The sequence below is a fragment of the Pseudoclavibacter helvolus genome, from assembly GCF_014191305.1.
In the GTDB taxonomy this organism is placed as follows: Bacteria; Actinomycetota; Actinomycetes; order Actinomycetales; family Microbacteriaceae; genus Pseudoclavibacter; species Pseudoclavibacter helvolus.
Window position 1 is genome coordinate 1 of sequence record NZ_JACHWJ010000009.1, and the last position, 20,237, is coordinate 20,237.

Sequence of the window (20,237 nt, forward strand, 5' to 3'; positions counted from 1 at the left end):
ACCGTCTCCCTCTCGCGTGCCATCGACGCCGCCCGCCTCCTCACGGGAGTCATCAGCTTCCGCGCCGTCGCGGCCGTGCTCGACCCCCTGTGGCCGCTCGAGCATCGCCTTGAGATCCTGCGGCGGGTTGAGCCCGCGCTGGTCATCACCGACGATCCGGAGTTCGAGGCCCAACTCGACGCCACGTCGTGGGGAGGAACAGTCACCTCGTTGGCAGCGTTCGACCTGGCAGCGGCGGATGCGCTTGCCGAGCGGGGCGCGTCGGCCCCGGGCCCAGAGATCCGCCCGCGCGACGAGCCCTTCCTGTTGCTCTTCACCTCCGGCACCACCGACCTACCCAAGGGCTTCCTGCGCACTCGCGGCAGCTGGGACCACAACGTCGACATCAGCCGCCGGTACCTCGGAACGACCGACGGACGCTCGACGATCGCACCCGGCCCTCTCTCGTACAGCCTCACCCTCTACGCGCTTGTCGAGGTGCTCGCCACCGGCGGCTCGCTCTACCTGCAGAGCGGCTTCGACGCGCAGGCCGCGGCTCGCACGATCGCGGGTGAGCACGTGGAGCGCCTCGTCGGGGTGCCGGCCATGCTGCTTGCCGTCCTGCAGGCGTCCCGCCGCGGGCACCTGCCGCTCGACTCGCTGGTCGAGGTCATCACGGGCGGGGCGAACCAGCCGGAGCACATCCGCCGCGGCTTCGAGGAAGCCGTTCCCGAGGCGCACCTGCGCAGCTACTACGGGGCCTCAGAGATCGGCTTCATCGGCTTCAGCGACGAGGGTGACGGCACCAACCTGACTCCGTTCGGTGGCGTCGAGGTGAGCGTGCGGGACGAAGCGGGGGCTGAGGTGCCTGCGGCGAGACCGGCACCCTGCACATCCGCGTGGGCTCGGCAGTCGAGCGCTACCTCTCCGCGACGAGCGCGGACCGCATCACCGACGCCGACGGCTGGGCGAGCGTCAACGACCTCGCGGCGTTCGCGAACGGCGCATCCAGCTGCTCGGCCGGGCAGGCGACGTCGCTGTCTCCGGCGGGCACAAAGTGTCCCTCCCCCAGGTGGAACGCGCACTCGCTTCGCTCCCAGGCTGCGAGGCGTGCTGCGCCGTCGCGCTGCCGGACAGCAAGCTCGGCTCGATCGTCGCGGTTGTCGTCGAAGGCGACGCGGATGCACTCCCCACCAAGGCGCAGATGCTCGGCCACCTGCGCGCGCACCTAGCACCCCAGTTCGTGCCCCACCGCCTCTACCGTGCGCAGCTCCTCCCGCGCACGGCCGGTGGGAAGATCCGCCGTGCTGCAGTCCTCGACCTCGTCACCGCTGGCGAGGCGGTGCGGCTATGAGGCGCGCCGTCGTCACCGCCGTCGGCGCCGTCACCCCCAACGGGCTCGACGTCACGAGCACGTGGTCGTCACTGCTCGCGGGACAGAGCGGCATCCGGCTCATCGAGAGCGTCGACGTCTCCGACCTCGCCGTGCGGGTAGCCGGAGAGGTGCGCAGCTTCGACGCCGCGGCCCACTTGCCGAAGCGTGACGTCGCGCGCCTGGACCGCCACGCGCACTACGCCGTGGCGGCCGCCGACGAGGCGATGCGCTCGACCGGCATCGCGCCTGGCTCGCTCCCGTTCGACGCGACGAGGTTCGCCGTGACCATCGCGACCGGCTCCGGCCCCGTCTCGCTCACGCAGGACGCCGCGCGCATCCTCGACGCCTCAGGGCCGCGCAGAGTGCCGCCAGGCGTCGTGGTCTACGGCGGGCCGGACGCGGCTGCCGCCTACCTCAGCGAGCGCTACGGGGCCCGCGGCGCGAGCGCCGGGCTCTCCGCGACGTGCGCAAGCGGCACCGTCGCGCTCGGCGAGGCGATGCGCACCATCCGGCACGGGTACGCCGACGCCGTCCTTGTCGTCGCGGCCGATGACTGCCTCAACCGGGTCAACTTGGCCGTCAACGCGACCCTCGGCGCCCTAGCACTCGGACACGAGGACGCACCGGAGACGGCCAGCAGGCCCTTCGACCGCGCGCGCCACGGGTTTGTCATGGCGGCCGGTGCGGCCGCCCTGCTCGTGGAGTCGGAAGAGGGCGCGCATGCACGTGGTGCTGAGATCTTGGGCGAGGTCGCCGGCTACGGCGCGACGTCGGACGCCTACCACCCGACAGCTCCGAGACCCGACGGCAGCGGCGCCCTCGCCGCCATGCGAGCGGCCCTCGACGACGCCCGCCTCGACGCAGGCGACCTCGAGCACGTCAACGCGCACGGCACCAGCACGCCACTGAACGACGCCATGGAGACGGCCGCCCTGCGCGAGCTCCTCGGCGCCCGTCTCGGCGGGGTTCCCGTGACGGCCAATAAGTCGGCAACCGGTCACCTGCTGGGCGCCGCCGGGGCTCTCGAAGCCGTCATCTCACTGCTGACGATGCGCGACTCGGTGATCCCGCCGACGCTCAACCTCGACGATCCCGAGTTCCCAGAACTGGACGTCGTCGCCCGCGAGGCCCGGCCAGCGCGCATCCGCACCGTGCTCTCGAACTCGTTCGGCTTCGGCGGGCACAATGCCTCGCTGCTGCTCCGCGAGTTCGACGCCTGACCTCTCGCGCCACCCCGCCGAGCCAGCTCGCTTCGCTCCCAGCCGAGCCCAGGCCCGGGCCCGCTCAACTCAACTCCGCTGAACTCAGCTCAACAAGCTGATCGCTGCCCGGCGAGTCCCCCTCTGAGCGCCCACTCAGAGGGGGAATCGCCGGGCAGCGATCGACTTCAATGGGCCCGAGGTGGTGAACCGACCGGCAGCGGTCACTCCCAACGAGCACGTCGGCTTAGAACGCGGGCGGCACGTCCAGCGACTCAAGCGTCTCCCGCACCTTGTCGCTCGTGAACGCCTTCTCGAGCGCAGCGATCTTCGGGGTGCCGAGCTTGTCCTCGCGCGTCACGAGCGTGACCGCGAACTGAGGGTCCTGCTCGACCGCGAGGCCGTTGTCGACGGGCGTCAACCCGAGCTGACGCGCGAACGACGGCAGGTTGAAGACCGCATCCGCCTCCTCGTAGGCCGTGTTGAGCTGCAGCAGGTCGACCTGCGTGATCGTCAGCTCCCGGGGATTCTCAGTGATGTCAGCAACCTTGCCTTTGAATCGCTCGACACCCTCGTCAAGCGTGATGACGCCATCGTCGGCGAGCAACTGCAGTGCGCGAGCCGCGTTGGCGCTGTCGTTCGGGATGACGACGCTGCCACCCTGCGGCAGCTCGTCGAGTGAGCCCAGACTCTTGGAGTAGAAGGCGACGACCGTCGAGTAGATCGGCTTCACGCCCGCGAGCGACGCGTCGTTCTTCGTGTTGAACTCCTCCATGAACGGCACGAACTGCACGAAGTTGGCGTCGATCTCACCGTTCTCGACAAGCACGTTCGGCTGCACGTAGTCGGAGACGGGGACCAGCTCGATCTCGTAACCCTCCTCGATCGCCTCGGCCGCCGCCTCCACGACGTCCGTCATGGGGGTCACCGTGGCCGCGACCTTGATCGTGACCACGTCGCCGCCGCCGTCCGTCTGACCGGCCGACGGGGCGCATCCGGCCGTGAGAAGGGCGAGGGATGCGACGGCCAGCGCTGCCCCGATCGTGCGAAGTCGAAGTGTCATGGCTGTTGGTTCCTTTGCGGGTCGTGCATGCAGTTGGTCGTGGATGTTGGTGAGCAAGAATTTGAGATGAAGGTCACCGGCGGTCAAGCGCCACCGAAAGCCTGTGGCCGCCGGTCTGGAGCAGCTGCACGCACACGATGACGATCACGATCGTCGTGTACATGAGCGGGTAGTCGTACTCCTGGTAGCCGTAGCGCAGCGCGAAGTCGCCAAGCCCTCCGCCACCGACGACGCCGAGCACCGTCGAGTACGAAAGCAGGCTGATCGCCGCGGAAGTGAGTGCGTAGACCAGTCCGCTGCGCGCCTCCACGAACAGGAAGCGCGTGACCACCTGCCCCGTGTCCGCGCCCATCGACCTCGCCGCGTGCAGCACACCGGATGGCACCTCGAGCAGTATCTGCTCGACGAGCCGCGCGTAGATCGCGACACCGACGAAGCACAGCGGGAACGTCGCCGCCTGGGTGCCGAACGTGGTGCCGAACACGAGGCGGGTGAGTGGGATGAGGAACACCACGAACAGGAGGAACGGAAACGATCGCACGACCGTGACGTAGAGGTTCGCGACCCGCCACAGCGTCCGGTTCTCGCGCACGCCTCCCGGCCTGGTCAGGAAGATCAGCACGCCGAGTGGCAGCCCGAGCACAATGGCGGCGACCAGGGAGAACACGAGCATGTAGCCGGTCTCGGCGAGCGCCTGCCAGATGGCGTCGGCGTTGGCCGTGAGTGAGGTGACTATGCTGTCGACGAGCTCGATCACGACCCGAGCACCCGTTTCGCGTGCTCGACGTAGGAGCCGCGGTCGTCACGAGCGCTGTGTTCCACTGCGACGATGCCTTGCAGGTGGCCTCTGTCGAGGATCGCAGCCCGATCGCAGATCGCCTTCACCGCGGCGAGTTCGTGTGTGACAAGCGCGATGGTCGTGCCGAAGTCGTCGCGCGTCGAGGCGAGCAGGCGAAGGATGTCGCTCGTCGTCCGTTCGTCGAGCGCTGACGTCGGCTCGTCGCAGAGCAACAGCGGCGGCCTCGTCACGAGGGCGCGCGCGATTGCGACCCGCTGCTTCTGCCCTCCTGAGAGCTGCGCCGGGTAGTCGCCGCCGCGGTCACCGAGCCCCACGTAGTCGAGGAGCTCGCCGACGAGCGCCGGGTCGCGGCGACGCTGGAGCCGCAGCGGGAGTTCGACGTTCTGCCGCGCGGTTCGATTCGCGAGCAGGTTGAAGCTCTGGAACACCATGCCGATGCGTCGGCGAAGCCCTCGCCGGTCGCGCTCACGCATGGTAGCCGGGTCGGTGCCCTGGATGAGCACCCGCCCCTCCGTCGGCGTCTCGTCGGCGTCGAGCAGCCGAAGCAGCGTCGACTTGCCCGCGCCCGACTCCCCAACGATCCCGATGATCTCGCCGCGTTGAATCTCCAGATCGATGCCGTCGAGCGCTGGCGCCCCCGCTCCGTATCGCACCGTGACGCGTTCGAGAGCGGCCACGGGGCCGGGTTCAGGCATGCACACTCCGAACGTTTCTGGATTCTGCACAACTATACGCGTCACGTGCTCGCAGTGCCGGTCGAGCGTCCGCTCGTGACTCGGGATATGCGGTGGGCGGCAGACGGCAGACGCCGACCGCACAGCAAAGCGGGGTGCATCCGGAAAGCTCCGGATGCACCCCGCTCGGGATCTACTGGCCAGGCGGCGAACCGCCAGGCCTTAGGTTGTGTGGTTAGACCTCGACGACCGGCACTGCAGTCGTGATGACGCCGCGAGTCGCGAGCGCGTCCACGACGCGGCCCTTGGCCTCGACGGCCGACTTCGCGAAGATCGCGAGGTGTGCGATCTCCTTCGCCTGCTCGAGGGTGACTCGCTTGAGCGCTGCACGGACCTCGACGAACGCGGGAGGCGCCATCGAGAGCGAACGAACACCGAGTCCGACAAGCACGATCGCGAGGTTCGGGTCAGCCGCAGCCTCGCCGCATACGCCGACGCTCTTCTGGTGGTGCTCGCCAGCCTCGCCGATGCGCTCGATCAGGCGCAGCACGGCGGGGTGCCACGGGTCCTGGAATGCCGCGACGCTTCCGAGGAGGCGGTCGGCAGCGAGCGTGTACTGCGTGAGGTCGTTGGTGCCGACCGACACGAAGTCGCTCGACTCGAGCACCTGCTCAGCAAGCAGCGCAGCGGAAGGCACCTCGATCATGCTTCCCGCCGTCATGAGCCCGTACTCGCGGGCGAGCGATGTGAAGTGCTCACTCTCGTGCGCGTCGGAGACCATCGGGGCCATAACCCAGACCTTCGCCTCGGTTGCAGCCTGCGCGTTGGCAAGCGCCTGGAGCTGGTCGCGGAGGATCTGCTCCTTCTTCATGAGCACGCGGATGCCGCGGAGCCCGAGCGCCGGGTTCGGCTCGTCAGCCTCCGTGAGGAACGCGAGGGGCTTGTCGGCGCCGGCGTCGAGCACACGCACGACAACCTTCTTGCCTGGGAAGTGCGCGAGCGCCGCCGTGTAGTCGGCCGTCTGCTTCTCGACCGTCGGTGCGGTGTCGCTGTCGAGGAAGAGGAACTCGGTGCGGAAGAGGCCAACACCCTCGGCTCCGAGCGCAGCTGCACGCTCGGCATCTGCTGGCTTGCCGATGTTCGCGAGGATCTGGACCGGCGTGCCGTCGGCGAGCTCGCCCGGCTCGACGGGAGCGGCCTTCATCGCCGCGACGCGGTCGATCTCGGCCTGCGCCTCTGCGATGCGCTCGGCGGTGGGCTCGGTGATGACCTGGCCCTTGGCGGCGTCGACGAGGATCGTCATGCCGTCAAGCAGGCTGTCCGCTTCCTTGACGGCGACGACGGCCGGGAGGCCCTTCTCGGCCGCGAGGATGCCCGTGTGCGCCTTGGGGCTGCCGTCGCGCGTGACGAGGGCAAGCACCTTCGACAGGTCGAGCTTCGCCGTGTCGGCCGGCGCGAGGTCGTGCGCGACGAGGATGAACGGGGTGTCGCTCGAGGGCACCTCGGGAGCTGGGACGCCGCGGAGTAGGGCGATGACTCGCTGCGAGACGTCTCCGAGGTCGGTGGCACGCTCAGCGAGATAGCCGCCGAGGCTCTTCAGCATCTCGGCGAAGGAGGAGAAGGACTCGAAGACCGCACGCTCGGCGGTCTTGCCCGCCTCGGTCGCTGCCTTGATGCTTTCGGCGAGAGACGGGTCTGCGGCCATCATGGCCTGCGACTCCAGCACGTTCTTCGCGGCGCCGTCGACGGTGGCCGCGCGAGCAGTCAAACCCTCGCCGGTTTCACGGAGTGCGGTGATGGCCCGCTCGTACTCGGTCGCGGCGTCGCCTGTGGCGAGCTCGTCGGCAGGTTCAGGGAGCGGATCAGGCATGCGTAGGACTTCACCGAAAGCGACGCCGGTCCCGACGCCAAACCCCGTGTATTTCATAGCAACTCCTTCGTGCTGGTAACTCAGACAGCGTATCGGCACAGCAACGTAGGCTTCGACCGTGACCGAGCAAGACTCAGCTAAGAGTTCGCGCAGTTCCACGTTCGCGCCGCCGTTTCCGAAGTTCCCCCCGGAGGCGCCGTTCGGCGAGCGCATGAAAGCGCTGATCGCCTGGGCTCAAGCTACCCGCCCCGCCCGAGTCTTCGCCCATTTCGGGGCGAGGAGTGCCTCGGTCCTTGCGGGTGGCATGGCCTATTCCGCTATCTTCTCCATCTTCGCGGGCATCTGGCTACTCTTTTCTGTTGCTGGCATCTTCCTGGCAACGAATACGGAGCTGCGGGATGGGCTCATCGGAGTCCTCAACTCGTCACTGCCCGGCCTCATCGGTGAAGACGGGGCCATCGATCCGAGCCTCCTCGAGAACACCGGAGCGTTCGGCTGGGCGAGCACCATCGCCCTGATCGGTACCCTCGGGACGGCCCTCGGCTGGCTCGGCCAGGCCCGCACGGGCATCCGCACGATCTTCGACGTGCCCGTCGCGACCAAGCGCAGCTTCGTCGTCCAGAAGCTCATCGATCTCGGCTTCCTGCTCGCCTTCGCCGTGGCCCTCGCCATCTCGGCGGCGCTCACGGTGCTCTCGTCCACGTTCCTCTCGTCGCTGCTCAGCACCGTGGGCATCGACGAGTCGAGCGGATTCGCGCTTGTCGTCATCCGCATCGTGACGGTGCTCATCCTGCTGGGCCTCGACACGGTTGTCCTCGCCGGCATCCTGCGCATCCTGGCCGGCCTGCGCATCCCGACCCGTTCGCTCTTCTTCGCAGCCTTCCTCGGGGCCATCGTCATCGGCATCCTGAAGCAGATCTCGACGGCGCTCATCGGTGGCGCGACGAGCAACCCACTCGTCGCCTCCTTCGCCGTGCTCCTCGGCCTCATGATCTTCCTCAACCTGCTGTGCACCGTGCTGCTGCTGACGGCGGCCTGGGTCAAGGTGACGATGGATGACATCGGGGCGTCCCCGAGACTCCTCACTGCGAAGGAAGCGAGGGAGGAGTCGACCGACACGATCCTGCGCGCCGAGCGCGAGAAGATCGCCACTGAAGTCATCGAGGCCAGGGAGCGACTCAACGCCGCACCGCGTTTCTTCCGGTGGAAGGCCATGGCCGAGTACCGGACGTTGCTCCGGCAGCAGCGCCGCGTCGAGGCCGAGGCCCAGCGCCGGCGCTTCGAGGGCGGGCGCGTCTAGCGCGGGCCCACGTCCACTGCCGCCCGGGCGCCGGTGATGCTCCTATTGGTTGTCAAGCCGCGGTGAGCCATTCGCGGTAGCTGTTCGCGAGGTCGTCATCGCGGTGTTTTCCGAGCTCGAGTTTCGAGATCGTGGCGGGCCAGACGTTGAAGTGTTCCGCGACGGTCGTGAGGCTCAGTTTCCGTGCCTGTCGCAGCGGGCGAAGGTCATCGGTCACTGGGACCTCGACGATCGTGGTGAGCAGGGTGAACACCTCGCGCGCGATCGCTCGCTTCAAGCAACGGATGATCTCCTTGTTGCTGTGCCCCAGCGCGCGCTTGCGCGCGACGTAGTCGCGCGTGCGAGGCTCGTACGACATACGAACCAACGCGATCCGGTGCAACGCGGCGTTCGCTTGCCGGTCCCCGCCCCGGTTCAACCGGTGACGCGTCGTTTTGCCGGACGAGGCGGGGATCGGGCTCACCCCGGCGAGAGCGGCGAAGGACGCCTCGCTGCGCAACCGCTCCGGGTTGTCGCCTGCGGTGACCAGCAATTGCGCAGCCGTAATCGTGCCGAGCCCTTTCGCCGCGACCAGTCCCGGGTTCGCGGCCGCAGTCAACGCCGCCAGTGCCTGGTCGAGCTCGCTGATCTCCGCGCCCAGCTGCTGATGACGTCGCGCGATAGATTTCAGGCTCCGACCGATCGCGCCGAGGACCGGGTCCGCGGCGGGACGTGACCTGGCCAGCTCCTCGATGAGTGCCTTATCGCTCAGCGCTCGGTATCGTTCCCGAATGAGGTCCGGAGCGGTCACGAGCAGCGACTTGAGCTGGACCATCCCAGCCGTGCGCGCTTTGACGGCGCTCCGACGCGCGACGAGCAAATACCGGATCGCCTCGACCTGCCCGGCCCCCGTTTTCGGTGTCGCGTGCTCCTCCTGGGCGAGCGCCGTGCGGGCAGCGGCGTACGCATCCAACGGGTCGGACTTCCCGCGCGTTCGACGGAGCTGTCGATTCGGCCGCAACACCTCAACAACCACGAACCCAGCCGCTCCCAGGTGGCGCGCCAGGCCAGCCCCGTAGGAACCGGTCCCTTCGACCCCGACGCGCACGGCCATCCCGAAGGCGGTCAGGAACGCGGCCAGCGCCGCGTAGCCGGCCGGTGTGGTCGGGAACTGCGCATCACCGAGTTGTTTCCCGTTGCTATCGATCACCGCGGCATGATGCGTGTCCGCGTGCGTATCGACACCCGCGAAGATTTTCTCGAGTCTTGTTGTCATGATGGTCCTGCCCTTCTTGATCGGATCGGCAGCCGACCGGGCGGGCAGACAGGACGTTGATGGGGCCTCCTTGACCAGGCTCCTATGAGGTCATGTCCGCCTGGTCGGCGCACTCACAAAGCGCCCCGTCCCAGCCGACGGATCAAAGCAAAGACACGAAGTCAGTCGGTGGCAGAGTCAGACCAAAACGAGGCCCTATAAGCATCAACGTCGGTGGTCGCGTCTAGACTCGAGGCCATGCCAAAGACCATTCGCATCGCGTCAGTGAACGTCAACGGAGTCCGTGCCGCCTACAAGAAGGGCATGGGTGAGTGGCTCGCCGAGCGCGACGTCGACATCCTCGCGCTGCAGGAGGTTCGGGCACCCACCGAGGAGCTCCACAAGCTCATTGACACCGCCGACTGGCACCTGCACGACCACCTCGCGACGGCGAAGGGCCGAGCAGGTGTCGCCATCGCGTCACGCCTCCCGATCACTGCGGTGCGGACCGAACTCGGCCCAGACGACTTCGATTCCGCGGGCCGCTGGCTCGAGGCTGACTTCGACATCGACGGCACCCCGCTCACGGTCGTGAGCTGCTACGTCAACTCCGGTGAAGCCGACACCCCGAAGCAGGAAGAGAAGTGGAAGTTCCTCGACGCCATGAGCGCGAGGCTCCCCGAACTGCAGGCGCACAACGCCCACTCGCTCGTTGTTGGTGACCTCAACGTCGGGCACACCACACTCGACATCAAGAACTGGAAGGGCAACGTGAAGCGGGCAGGCTTCCTACCCCGCGAGCGCGCCTACTTCGACCGCATCTTCGGGGAGGCCGGCGCGAGCGTTGAAGGCGCGGACGGCTCCACCGGCACTGGGCTCGGCTACGTCGACGTTGGCCGCAAGCTCTCGGGCGAAGTCGAGGGCCCGTACACGTGGTGGTCGCAGCGAGGCCAAGCCTTCGACAACAACACCGGCTGGCGCATCGACTACCAGGTTGCGACTCCCGAGCTGGCACAGCGGGCGGTCACCTATGCCGTCGACCGTGCTGCTAGCTACGACACTCGCTGGTCTGACCACGCCCCTGTTGTCGTCGACTACACGTTCTGACCCGCGACGCTCGCGCCGCGCATCCACGCCAGGCGCATCCCAGCCGCTCGACCAACCGCAAGACCTTGAGGACCAACTGATGACCAAGCCCGTGCTTTTCTCCGGCATGCAGCCCTCCGCCGACTCGCTGCACCTCGGCAACTTCGTGGGCGCGCTCAGCAACTGGGTCCCCATGCAAGAGGACTTCACGGCCATCTACTGCGTCGTCGACCAGCACGCCATCACCGTTCCGTTCGAGCCGGCGTCGTTGCGCGAGCGGACCCGCGTCACGGCAGCGCAGTACATCGCGGCCGGCATCGACCCGGAGAAGTCGATCCTTTTCGTGCAGTCGGCAGTTCCCGCGCACGCCCAGCTGCAGTGGGTGCTCTCGACCATCACGGGCTTCGGCGAAGCCAGCCGCATGACGCAGTTCAAGGACAAGTCGCAGCGGTATGGGGCAGACACGACAACCGTCGGGCTGTTCACCTACCCGGTGCTCATGGCGGCAGACATCCTCCTCTACCAAGCAGCTTCCGTCCCGGTCGGGGAAGACCAGCGCCAGCACATCGAGCTGACGCGCAACCTCGCGGAACGCTTCAACTCTCGCTTCGGCGACACGTTCGTCGTGCCCGAGCCGCACATCATGAAGGAGACCGCGAAGGTCTACGACCTGCAGAACCCGACAGCGAAGATGTCGAAGTCTGCCGAGTCAGACGCGGGCCTCCTCCGCCTCCTCGATGACGAGAAGGTGACCCGCAAGAAGATCATGCGCGCCGTCACCGATGCGGACGGGGAGATCCGCTTCGACCGCGAGAGCAAGCCAGGCGTCTCGAACCTGCTCACCATCGCGTCGGTCCTCTCCGGCTCGAGCATCGACGAGGTCACCGCGCAGTACGCGGGCGGCGGCTACGGCGACCTCAAGAAGGGACTGGCGGAACTGGTCGAGGCAACCTTCGCTCCCATTCGCGAGCGCACGAACAAGCTCCTCGCCGACCCGGCCGAGCTCGACCGCATCCTCGCGCGCGGCGCCGAGCGAGCGAACGAGCTCGCGCTCGGCACGCTCGACGAGGTCTACGAGCGGGTCGGTTTCCCGAAGCCCGTTCGCTGAGCAACGACGGCCCAGAAGGCCTCTGATCCGGGCGTTCCGCACAGCCCAGCGGATCGCATCAGTTCTGACCATTCACCGCGCTAGGATGACGCAATGCCCGAAACGCTCGTGATCATCCCCACCTACAACGAACGCGAAAACGTCCGCTCCATCGTGGACCGCGTTCTGAGTGCGGATTCGCGCATCCACGTGCTTGTTGTCGACGACAACAGCCCGGACGGCACCGGAGACATGGCGGACGAGATGGCCGCGGCAGACGAGCGTGTCTCCGTGCTCCACCGCGCCGGGAAACTCGGGCTTGGCACGGCCTACCTCGAGGGGTTCGCCATCGCAGCCGAGCGTGGGTACACGTACGTCTTCGAGTTCGACGCCGACGGCTCGCACCCACCCGAGAAGCTCACCGAGATGATCGACGCGCTCGACTCGGGCGCAGGCCTCGTCATCGGCACCCGTTGGATGCCAGGCGGACGCACAGAGAACTGGCCGCTGCAGCGCCAGATCCTCTCCCGCGGCGCCTCCATCTACGCGCGCGTGCTGTTGCAGAGCAAGATTCGCGACATTACTGCCGGCTACCGCGGCTACCGCGTGGAACTCCTCCAGGGCTTCGACCTCACCCGCATCAAGAGCGCCGGGTACTGCTTCCAGATCGAGATGGCCTGGCTCTTCGAACGCTCCGGCATTCGCGTGAGCGAGGTTCCTATCACCTTCGTCGAACGCCAGGAGGGCGCATCCAAGATGTCAAGCGACATCATCGTCGAGGCAGTCTGGCGCGTCTTCGCGTGGGGCCTCGGCTACCGACTTGGCGCTCTCTCGCGTCTGGTCAGCCACTAGAACGAAGGCACCCCATGAGCGACTCCCCAGCGTCCATCACCTTCGAGGCAGAGACCTCCATCCCCACCCGCCACGGGGTGCTGCGCTTCCGCGCGTACACCGATGACGCGGACGGCCAGTTGCACCTCGCGGTCATCTCGGGTGAGCCCGAGAACGGCGCCATCGTCCGAGTGCACTCCGAGTGCCTCACCGGTGAGGCCTTCGGGTCGTTGAAGTGCGAGTGCGGGCCACAGCTCGACGCGTCCCTCGAGGCGATCGGCCGCGACGGCGGTATCGTCCTGTACCTCCGCGGCCACGAGGGCCGCGGCATCGGCCTCCTCAACAAGCTGCGCGCGTATGCACTGCAGGAGCAGGGTCTCGACACCGTGGATGCGAACCTCGCGCTCGGCCTGCCAGCCGACAGCCGCGCCTACACAGCGGCCGCGCAGATGCTCGACGACCTCCACATCAGCCGCATCCGCCTCCTCACGAACAACCCCGCCAAGGCGGAGGCGCTCGAAGCTCACGGCATCACCATCGAGGAGCGTGTGCCTCTCGAGGTCGGCCGCGAGGATGCGAACCTGGCGTATCTGACGACCAAGGTCCAGCGCATGGGTCACATCATGAGCGAGCTTCCGCAGTTGCCTGGGGACGACGCCGCAAGCTAACGGGCGGCCATCCGCCTACACCAGGCGGCCCGCGGTTGGGTAGTGGGCCAGCGAAAGTGCCGAATGCCGTGTAACCTCGACTCGGCCGGACGCCACAAGCATCCGACCGAGCACGCGCCATTCGGCCCCTCAACAGGCAGGTCGGGCGCGTTCCACCCACCGCTGCTCTGAGCTCAAGCACCCGCGCAACCCGCACTGAAACCGCGTCTCACCAGCGAGCCAGCTGTTTCAGGAGCAACGTGTCATCCCCCAGCAAGACAACGCCAGGTGCAGCCGTCGAGGAGTTCGAGGTCAAGAACTCCCGCGGCAAGGTCCTCACCGCGAGCCTCGTCGGAACTTCAATCGAGTTCTACGACTTCTACATCTACGCGACCGCGGCGAGCCTCGTCTTCCCTGCCCTCTTCTTCCCGAACGACAACGAGACGACGGCGCTCCTCGCCTCGTTCGCGGTCTTCGGCGTCGCCTTCATCGCGCGCCCCATCGGGTCGATCCTGTTCGGCCACTTCGGTGACCGCATCGGCCGCAAGGGCACGCTCGTCGCGACCCTCCTCACGATGGGCATCGCGACGTTCGCGATCGGACTTCTCCCGACGGCTCTCACGCCAGGCTGGGAGATCCTCGCGCCCACGCTGCTCGTCATCATGCGCTTCTGCCAGGGCCTCGGCCTCGGCGGCGAGTGGAGTGGCGCTGCCCTCCTCGCCACGGAGAACGCTCCGGCGAACAAGCGCGCCATCTACGGCACGTTCCCACAGCTCGGCGCACCCATCGGCTTCATCCTCGGCAACCTGCTGTTTGTGCTGCTCTCTCACTTCATGAGCGATGAGACCTTCTTCGCGTGGGGCTGGCGCGTCCCGTTCCTGCTCAGCGCGATCCTCGTCATCGTCGGCCTCTGGGTGCGCATCAGCCTCCTCGAGACCCCCGCGTTCGAGAAGGTCGTCGCGGCAGGTGAAGTCTCGAAGGTGCCACTGTTCGCCGCGTTCAAGACGAGCTGGCGCCAGATCATCCTCGGCACGTTCATCATGCTCGCCACGTATGTCCTCTTCTACATGATGACCGCGTTCACCCTGTCGTTCGGCACGAAGGCAACCACCGAGCAGGCCGAGGCGAAGGCAGCGGCCGCTGGCGAGGCCTTCGACCCCAACGCCTGGGTGCCCGGCCTCGGCTACATGCGCGAACAGTTCCTCATCATGCTCATCGTCTCCGTCGTCTTCTTCGGCATCTTCACGCTTGTCTCCGGCCCACTCGCCGAGAAGTACGGGCGCCGCAAGATGCTCCTGTGGACCACGGGCGCGATCTTCATCTTCGGCTTCGCCATGACTCCGCTCCTTGCTGCCGGCTTCATCGGCACGCAGGGGATGCTCGTCATCGGCATGACGCTCATGGGCCTCACCTTCGGCCCCATGAGCGCCGTCCTCCCCGAGCTCTTCCCCGCCAACGTGCGCTACACGGGAAGCGCCATTGCCTACAACCTCTCGAGCGTCTTCGGTGCCGGCTTCGCGCCGACCGTGTTCATCGCGCTCTGGGCGTTCGGCGACGGCAGCCCGTTCTGGGTCGGCGTGTACCTCGCCGGCGCTGCGGTGCTCACTTTCGTGGCGCTGCTCATCTCCAAGGAGACCCGCGACATCGCCTACGTGACCAACACGAAGTAGTCCTCGTACCTCTTCGACGGGGCCGTGCATCCACTGCGGATGCACGGCCCCGTTTGGCGTGCCGGGCCGCTACCAGCGCGGGGTCCGCTCCAAGACGAGGCGGGTACCCTTGGCGGGTGCGCGCACTCGACTGCGCGCCATCGGCGTGCGCGCACTTCAGCGCGCTGCGGGCGAAAGGCCAGGAGTTTGGGCGACAAGCCAGTGGGTTCAGGAGCGGTCGGCGACGAAGGGGTGGCGCAGAAGAAGCGCAGGGGCCTCCTGGGGCGACCACCTCGCGAAACGACGGGTGCCCCGAGGGCGACCTTCAAGCAGCTCCTCCCCCACCTGCTGGTCAACAAGCCACTGCTCGCCGGCATCATCGCGATCAGCGTCTTCAGCTCTGCGCTGAGCCTGGCCCAGCCCCTGCTCGTGAACGTGCTCATCGGACAGGTCGAGGCCGGCACCATCGCCGCCTGGGTGGTCTGGGTGCTTGTCGGCGCAGTCGTCATCGGCGCAATCGCGAACGGCGTGCAGCACTTCCTCCTGCAGCGCACGGGCGAGTCGATCGTGCTCAACACGCGACGCCGCCTCGTCGCGAAGCTCCTTCGCCTTCCCGTCGCGGAGTTTGACGCGAGGCGCACCGGCGACCTCGTCTCGCGCGTCGGCAGCGACACCACGATGCTGCGCGCCGTGCTCACGCAGGGACTCGTCGAGGCCATCGGCGGCGCGCTCACCTTCCTCGGCGCCGTGATCGCCATGATCGTCCTCGACGGCGTGCTGTTCCTCATCACGTCCGCGGTGGTTGTCGTCGCTCTCCTGCTGGTCGTTGGCATGTCCATGCGCATCCGCGAGGCCAGCGCAGCCGCCCAGCAGAAGGTGGGCGACCTGACGGCATCCGTCGAGCGCGCCATCTCGTCGGTGCGCACCGTGCGGGCCTTCGGCGCGACCGAGCGCGAGGAGCGACTCGTCGACGCCGACGCGGTCGGCGCCTACCAGCGCGGCCTCGACGTCGCCCGCATCTCAGCGTTCATCGTCCCCGTCGCAGGATTCGCCATGCAGGGAGCGCTCATCGCCGTCCTCGGCGTCGGTGGGCTGCGCGTCGCCGCGGGCGACCTCAGCATCGCCAACCTGATCGCGTTCATCATGTTCCTCTTCATGATGATCATGCCGCTCGGCCTGTTCTTCGGCGCCCTCACGGCCGTCAACACGGCGCTCGGCGCGCTTGGCCGCATCGAGGAGATCATCGCCATTCCCGAGGAGGGCTCAGGCGACCGCGCCGAGGCACCGCTCGTGGTCCTCGAGGGGCCCGCGAACGAGCACGCAGCCCCTGATGCCTCAGCGGTCGAGTTCGACAACGTCTCGTTCCACTATCCAGAGGACGTCGTACGCGCGCGCGCCGCCAGGGAACGTGCAGCCGCGAGGCTCGAAACGATTCGCCGCGAGTCATCCCGCGGAGGTATGGCCGCGGCCATGACCGGTGCGGCGTCCGACCCAGACGCCCGTTTGTTCGCCGAGGACCGCACCGAAGCGCGCGTCGAGGCCCCGCTTGTGCTCGACGGCGTGAGCTTCGCGCTTCGCCGCGGCGAGCGCCTCGCCCTTGTCGGCCCGTCCGGGTCGGGTAAATCGACGGCCCTGGCCCTGCTTGAGCGCTTCTACGACCCAACCGGCGGGAGCATCCGCCTCGGTGGCATCGATCTGCGCTCCATCGACCGCCAGCAGTTGCGAGCCCAGCTCGGCTACGTGCAGCAGGATGCGCCCGTCCTGGCCGGCTCTCTGCGCGAGAACCTGCTGCTCGGACGGCCGGACGCCGACGACATCGCGTGCGAGCAGGTGCTGCGCGAGGTGAACCTCGGTGACGTGCTCGACCGCAGCGACGACCGCCTCGACACCCAGGTGGGTGAGTCGGGCGTCATGCTTTCCGGCGGCGAGCGTCAGCGCCTCGCCATCGCGCGCGCCCTGCTCTCGGCCCCGCCCATCCTGCTGCTCGACGAGTCGACGTCCGCGCTCGACGGCGCCAACGAACGACTCATGCGCGACGCCCTCGACAAAGTGTCGGAGGGCCGCAGCGTCATCGTCATCGCCCACCGACTCTCGACAGTCGTCGACAGCGACGAGATCGTCGTCCTCGAACACGGCACGGTGCTCGGTCGCGGCACGCACCTCGAGCTCGTCGACAGCGTCCCGCTGTACCGGGAGCTCGCGCAGCACCAGCTGCTCCTCCCACGCTGACCCCTCGGGCAAGGTCCCACGCTTCGTCTCGGGATGGGTTCCACGCACGCAGATGGTTTGCAACCCATCCCGAAGCGTGAAAGCCATCCCGAAACGGGTGGGTCGGCGAGGCCGACCGTGCTGGCGGCGGAGATGCGGCGGCGACGCAGCAGGCCGCGGGCTACTCGACGGTGATGCCGGCGGCGCGCACCTCTTCGAGGGCCGCGGCGCGCGACTCGGCGGCGACGGCCGAGGTGAGGCCGTCGATGACGCGAACCTTGAACCCGGCCCGGTGGGCGTCGAGGGCGGATGCGCGCACGCAGTAGTCGGTCGCGATGCCGACGACGTCGAGCTCATCGATGCCTCGCGCCCGCAGCGCGTCGGCAAGTGTCTCGCCTTCCGCGGTCGCCCCGTCGAACGCTGAGTAAGAGGGTGACCCCTGCCCCTTGAAGATGTGGAGGTCGACAAGCTTGGTGTCGAGGGCGGGATGGTAGTCGGCGCCGGCCGTGCCGGCAACGCAGTGCTCCGGCCAGCTGTCGACGAAGTCAGGCTGCGCGTGGAAGTGGCCACCGTTGTCGCTGTCGGGGTCGTGCCAGTCGCGGGAGGCGGCCACGACCTCGTAGTCTCCCCCGTTGTTGGCGAGGTGATCGGTGATGCCCGCGGCGACGGCCGCGCCGCCAGCGGTCTCGAGCGCACCGCCCTCGGTGAAGTCGTTCTGGACGTCGACGATCAGCAGTGCGCGGCTCATGTCACCAGTCTGCCGCAGGCGACCTGGATGGGCCAGGCGGGCTCACTACACGCGCAGCCGCCCGCATCCGCAGGATCCCGCATCCCGCATCCCAATTCCCCCATCCGCTCACCAATTGGCGAGGGATGCTCCGCACGTGTAGGTGCGCGCCGCGATGGTGTCCAGCGCGTCGCGGTTCGCAGGTGTCACGGCACCGACGACGAAGAAGGCGAAGGTGAGCTTGCTGCCGTCGACCGCCGTCATGTAACCCGCCAGACCATAGACCTCGTTGATCCAGCCGGTCTTGGCCGTTATGGCGCCCGGCGGCACCCCGAGCGAGGTGAGCCTCGTCTGGAGAGTGCCGGTCTGGCCGGACGCGGGGAGGTCATCGAGCAGCTGGGCCGCTGCGTTCTCGGGTTGCGAGATGGTCTGGAGGAGCTCGGCGACGAACTCGGGTGGGACGCGGTTGTCTACCGAGAGGCCGGACCCATCGGCGAGCACGAGCCCGCTGGTGGCGAGGCCGAGTTTCGACAGCGCCTGGCTCGTGGAGGCCTGGATTGCGGCGAAATCCGTGCCGACACCCTGCTTGATGGCGACGAGCCGCGAGAGCATCTCGGCGACGTTGTTGTCGCTGTCGATGAGCGCGTAATGCACGAGCTCGGACACTGGCTGCGACCACACTTCTGCCAGGAGCTTCGCGCCATCCGGCACGGAGCCGCTCGCGCCCGTCGTGGCCGCGCCGAGCCGGGTGGCGAAGGCCGCCGCGGCCGCACCGCTCGGGTCTTCTGTGCGGGGCGATACGAGGCTCGCGGGGTCCTGCCGTCCGCCATCGACCATGAGCGCGGAGATGGGGCTGATGTAGCCGTCGGTGCGGTCGGCCTGCGACCACGAGGGCTGCCATTCGGCGCCGCTGAACGCAGTCTTGTCGACGAGCACCTGCGTGAGCGCCGTCCCGGAAAGGCTCGCGTCGTTCGACCAGGACGTGCGGGTCTGCGCGGCCAGGTCGGCGAGCGTTGCGGTGGCACCGGAGTAGTAGCTGGATGCGCCGCTGTCGGTCGAGGCGAGCGTCACGTCTCCGCCGCCCACGAGAACGACCGTGCCTGGCTCGCTGCCGGCATAGACGCGGGTCGGGATGCGGAAGTCGGGACCGAGCACCTCGATGGCCGCGGTCGTGGTGAGGAGCTTCATGACGGATGCGGTCGGGACCGGGTCCGTCGCCTTCCGCTCGTAGATGGTTTCGCCGCCCTCCGAGTCGACGACGACTCCGTGGAAGTCGAGGGCGCCTGCCGCGCTCGCCACGTCCTCGATGGAGCAGGTGCGCATCGGCGCTGCGGCCCCGGGCTCGACTGGGGTCTCTCTGACGGCGCCGAGCGTCTTCGGGGCGAGCGTCTGGGCCTCGCTCGCGAAGGCGGGTGCTGCGACCGCGAAGCCGCCTCCACCCGCAGCGAAGCCAGCGCCGAGCGCGAGGACTCCGGCCAGCACGAAGCCGACGAGGCGACCGACGCCCGAGCGCCGCTGCCGAGAGCTTGCCGATCCGGCCATGTCACCTCCGAGTGGAACCAGTGCTGCCGCCTCGTCGTGTGACGCAGCGGCAAGCTGCCAGTCTAGTCAGCCGCCAAGTGCGTCGCGCCTGACCCCTGGGTCCGTCCCGTGGTCAGCTGAGCCCTGCGGAGCGCCGGTAGTGGAGCAGCAGCGTGTCGTCACACTCGAGGACACCGGCGAGTGCCAGCGGATGCTGTGCGAGCGTCTCCGAGTGTGCGATCCGGCCACCACCCCCTCCGACGATCGCGGGTGAAACCGTGAGGCAGAGCTCATCGAACGCGCCCTGCGCGTTGATCTCGCCAAACAGCGAGGGCCCGCCCTCGCAGAGCACCTCGCTGTGGCCGAGGTCGTGCAGCATGGCGCGCAGTTCGGTGACGTCCAGCGTCCCCGGGCGTTCCGGGTGCTCCGGGACAGTGAGGACCGTGGCGACCTCTCTGAAGGGGGCGAGACGGTCAGGGTCGGAAACGGGGGTCACAACGATGGGCGGCACGGGTGCATCCGCGAACATCTCGTGCTTGGGGTCGAGGGCGAGTCTGCTCGAGACGATGCCGAGCGTCGGGTGTGCGGGGCGCCCGCGTGCCTCCCGCCAGGCCACAGATGACTCGGACACGCGAAGGCCCACGTAGCCCTCGTCACGCAGCGTGCCTGCCCCTACAAGCACGAGGTCGGCGAGGCGCCGCAGCAGCTCGAAGACCCGGTGGTCGGCCGCGGTACCGAGACTTCCCGAACGTCCGTCACCGCCCATAGCGGCGCCGTCGACGCTCGCTACGAAGTTCAGGCGGAACGCTCCGTTCGGAGGGTAGGCGTAGTGGGCGAGCAGCTGCTCGTCGTCGAGCCACCCGTGCTGCGAATCGAGCCCGAGCGGTGGGCCTGGCCCGAGCAGTGAGCGGATCGCGGCGGATGGAGCGTTCATGCTGTGAGCATGCCACGCCGGCGTGCGTGGCGGTCGTGAGTCCCGTGCGAACCG

15 protein-coding genes and 3 pseudogenes are annotated in these 20,237 nt (G+C 68.0%); 10 read left to right on the forward strand and 8 right to left on the reverse strand.

Annotation, left to right across the window (positions count from 1 at the left end; all coding sequences use genetic code 11):
• Positions 1-21 precede the first annotated feature (21 nt).
• The 3 genes and pseudogenes from FHX72_RS19275 to FHX72_RS19285 form a co-directional block, all read left to right on the forward strand.
• A pseudogene (locus FHX72_RS19275) lies at positions 22-840 on the forward strand (AMP-binding protein); the annotation flags it as partial.
• 211 nt (positions 841-1,051) lie between these two features.
• A complete protein-coding gene (locus FHX72_RS19280; protein WP_338110168.1) occupies positions 1,052-1,333 on the forward strand; it encodes an AMP-binding enzyme in 282 nt (93 codons plus the stop codon).
• 5 nt (positions 1,334-1,338) lie between these two features.
• Positions 1,339-2,574 (forward strand): annotated as a pseudogene (locus FHX72_RS19285) (beta-ketoacyl-[acyl-carrier-protein] synthase family protein); the annotation flags it as partial.
• Between the two features lie 226 nt (positions 2,575-2,800).
• On the opposite strand, the gene FHX72_RS17530 reads toward FHX72_RS19285, so the two are convergent.
• The 4 genes from FHX72_RS17530 to ptsP all read right to left on the reverse strand — a co-directional run bounded on the left by FHX72_RS17530 (position 2,801) and on the right by ptsP (position 7,016).
• Positions 2,801-3,616 carry a MetQ/NlpA family ABC transporter substrate-binding protein gene (locus tag FHX72_RS17530; protein WP_068476841.1) on the reverse strand — a complete coding sequence of 272 codons (816 nt, stop codon included), beginning with the start codon at positions 3,614-3,616 and terminating at the stop codon, positions 2,801-2,803.
• A gap of 73 nt (positions 3,617-3,689) precedes the next feature.
• Positions 3,690-4,373: a methionine ABC transporter permease gene (locus FHX72_RS17535; protein WP_068476839.1), complete on the reverse strand. Its 684-nt coding sequence runs from the start codon at positions 4,371-4,373 to the stop codon at positions 3,690-3,692.
• Complete coding sequence (locus FHX72_RS17540) at positions 4,370-5,110, reverse strand: methionine ABC transporter ATP-binding protein (RefSeq protein ID WP_068476837.1); 741 nt, start codon at positions 5,108-5,110, stop codon at positions 4,370-4,372. The genes FHX72_RS17535 and FHX72_RS17540 overlap by 4 nt, the downstream gene beginning before the upstream one ends.
• Before the next feature lie 214 nt (positions 5,111-5,324).
• On the reverse strand, positions 5,325-7,016 hold the full coding sequence (ptsP, locus tag FHX72_RS17545; protein WP_183624061.1) for a phosphoenolpyruvate--protein phosphotransferase: 1,692 nt from the start codon (positions 7,014-7,016) through the stop codon (positions 5,325-5,327).
• A 154-nt stretch (positions 7,017-7,170) separates the two neighbouring features.
• Here ptsP and FHX72_RS17550 point away from each other — a divergent pair, with 154 nt between their 5' ends.
• Positions 7,171-8,259 carry a YihY/virulence factor BrkB family protein gene (locus FHX72_RS17550; RefSeq protein ID WP_276510556.1) on the forward strand — a complete coding sequence of 363 codons (1,089 nt, stop codon included), beginning with the start codon at positions 7,171-7,173 and terminating at the stop codon, positions 8,257-8,259.
• A gap of 235 nt (positions 8,260-8,494) precedes the next feature.
• On the opposite strand, the pseudogene FHX72_RS17555 reads toward FHX72_RS17550, so the two are convergent.
• Positions 8,495-9,514, reverse strand: a pseudogene (locus tag FHX72_RS17555) (IS110 family RNA-guided transposase); the annotation flags it as partial.
• Between the two features lie 237 nt (positions 9,515-9,751).
• On the opposite strand from FHX72_RS17555, the gene FHX72_RS17560 reads away from it, so the two are divergent.
• From FHX72_RS17560 to FHX72_RS17585, 6 genes are all read left to right on the forward strand, one after another.
• Positions 9,752-10,600 (forward strand): exodeoxyribonuclease III, encoded by an 849-nt coding sequence (locus tag FHX72_RS17560; RefSeq protein ID WP_068476830.1) that lies wholly within the window; start codon positions 9,752-9,754, stop codon positions 10,598-10,600.
• A gap of 79 nt (positions 10,601-10,679) precedes the next feature.
• Positions 10,680-11,687 (forward strand): tryptophan--tRNA ligase, encoded by a 1,008-nt coding sequence (trpS, locus tag FHX72_RS17565; RefSeq protein ID WP_183626777.1) that lies wholly within the window; start codon positions 10,680-10,682, stop codon positions 11,685-11,687.
• Positions 11,688-11,780: 93 nt separating this feature from the next.
• Complete coding sequence (locus FHX72_RS17570) at positions 11,781-12,518, forward strand: polyprenol monophosphomannose synthase (RefSeq protein ID WP_068476828.1); 738 nt, start codon at positions 11,781-11,783, stop codon at positions 12,516-12,518.
• A 14-nt stretch (positions 12,519-12,532) separates the two neighbouring features.
• Positions 12,533-13,165 carry a GTP cyclohydrolase II gene (gene ribA / locus FHX72_RS17575; protein WP_183626779.1) on the forward strand — a complete coding sequence of 211 codons (633 nt, stop codon included), beginning with the start codon at positions 12,533-12,535 and terminating at the stop codon, positions 13,163-13,165.
• Between the two features lie 239 nt (positions 13,166-13,404).
• A complete protein-coding gene (locus tag FHX72_RS17580; RefSeq protein ID WP_068476824.1) occupies positions 13,405-14,814 on the forward strand; it encodes an MFS transporter in 1,410 nt (469 codons plus the stop codon).
• A 231-nt stretch (positions 14,815-15,045) separates the two neighbouring features.
• A complete protein-coding gene (locus FHX72_RS17585) occupies positions 15,046-17,022 on the forward strand; it encodes an ABC transporter ATP-binding protein (protein WP_282860436.1) in 1,977 nt (658 codons plus the stop codon).
• Between the two features lie 160 nt (positions 17,023-17,182).
• Here the strand turns inward: FHX72_RS17585 and FHX72_RS17590 are convergent, their stop codons facing one another.
• From FHX72_RS17590 to FHX72_RS17600, 3 genes are all read right to left on the reverse strand, one after another.
• Positions 17,183-17,749, reverse strand: coding sequence for an isochorismatase family protein (locus tag FHX72_RS17590; RefSeq protein ID WP_068476820.1), 567 nt, complete (start codon positions 17,747-17,749; stop codon positions 17,183-17,185).
• Positions 17,750-17,857: 108 nt separating this feature from the next.
• On the reverse strand, positions 17,858-19,270 hold the full coding sequence (dacB, locus tag FHX72_RS17595) for a D-alanyl-D-alanine carboxypeptidase/D-alanyl-D-alanine endopeptidase (protein WP_183626783.1): 1,413 nt from the start codon (positions 19,268-19,270) through the stop codon (positions 17,858-17,860).
• A 112-nt stretch (positions 19,271-19,382) separates the two neighbouring features.
• Positions 19,383-20,183: a dihydrofolate reductase family protein gene (locus tag FHX72_RS17600; protein WP_183626785.1), complete on the reverse strand. Its 801-nt coding sequence runs from the start codon at positions 20,181-20,183 to the stop codon at positions 19,383-19,385.
• Between the last annotated feature and the right edge of the window lie 54 nt (positions 20,184-20,237).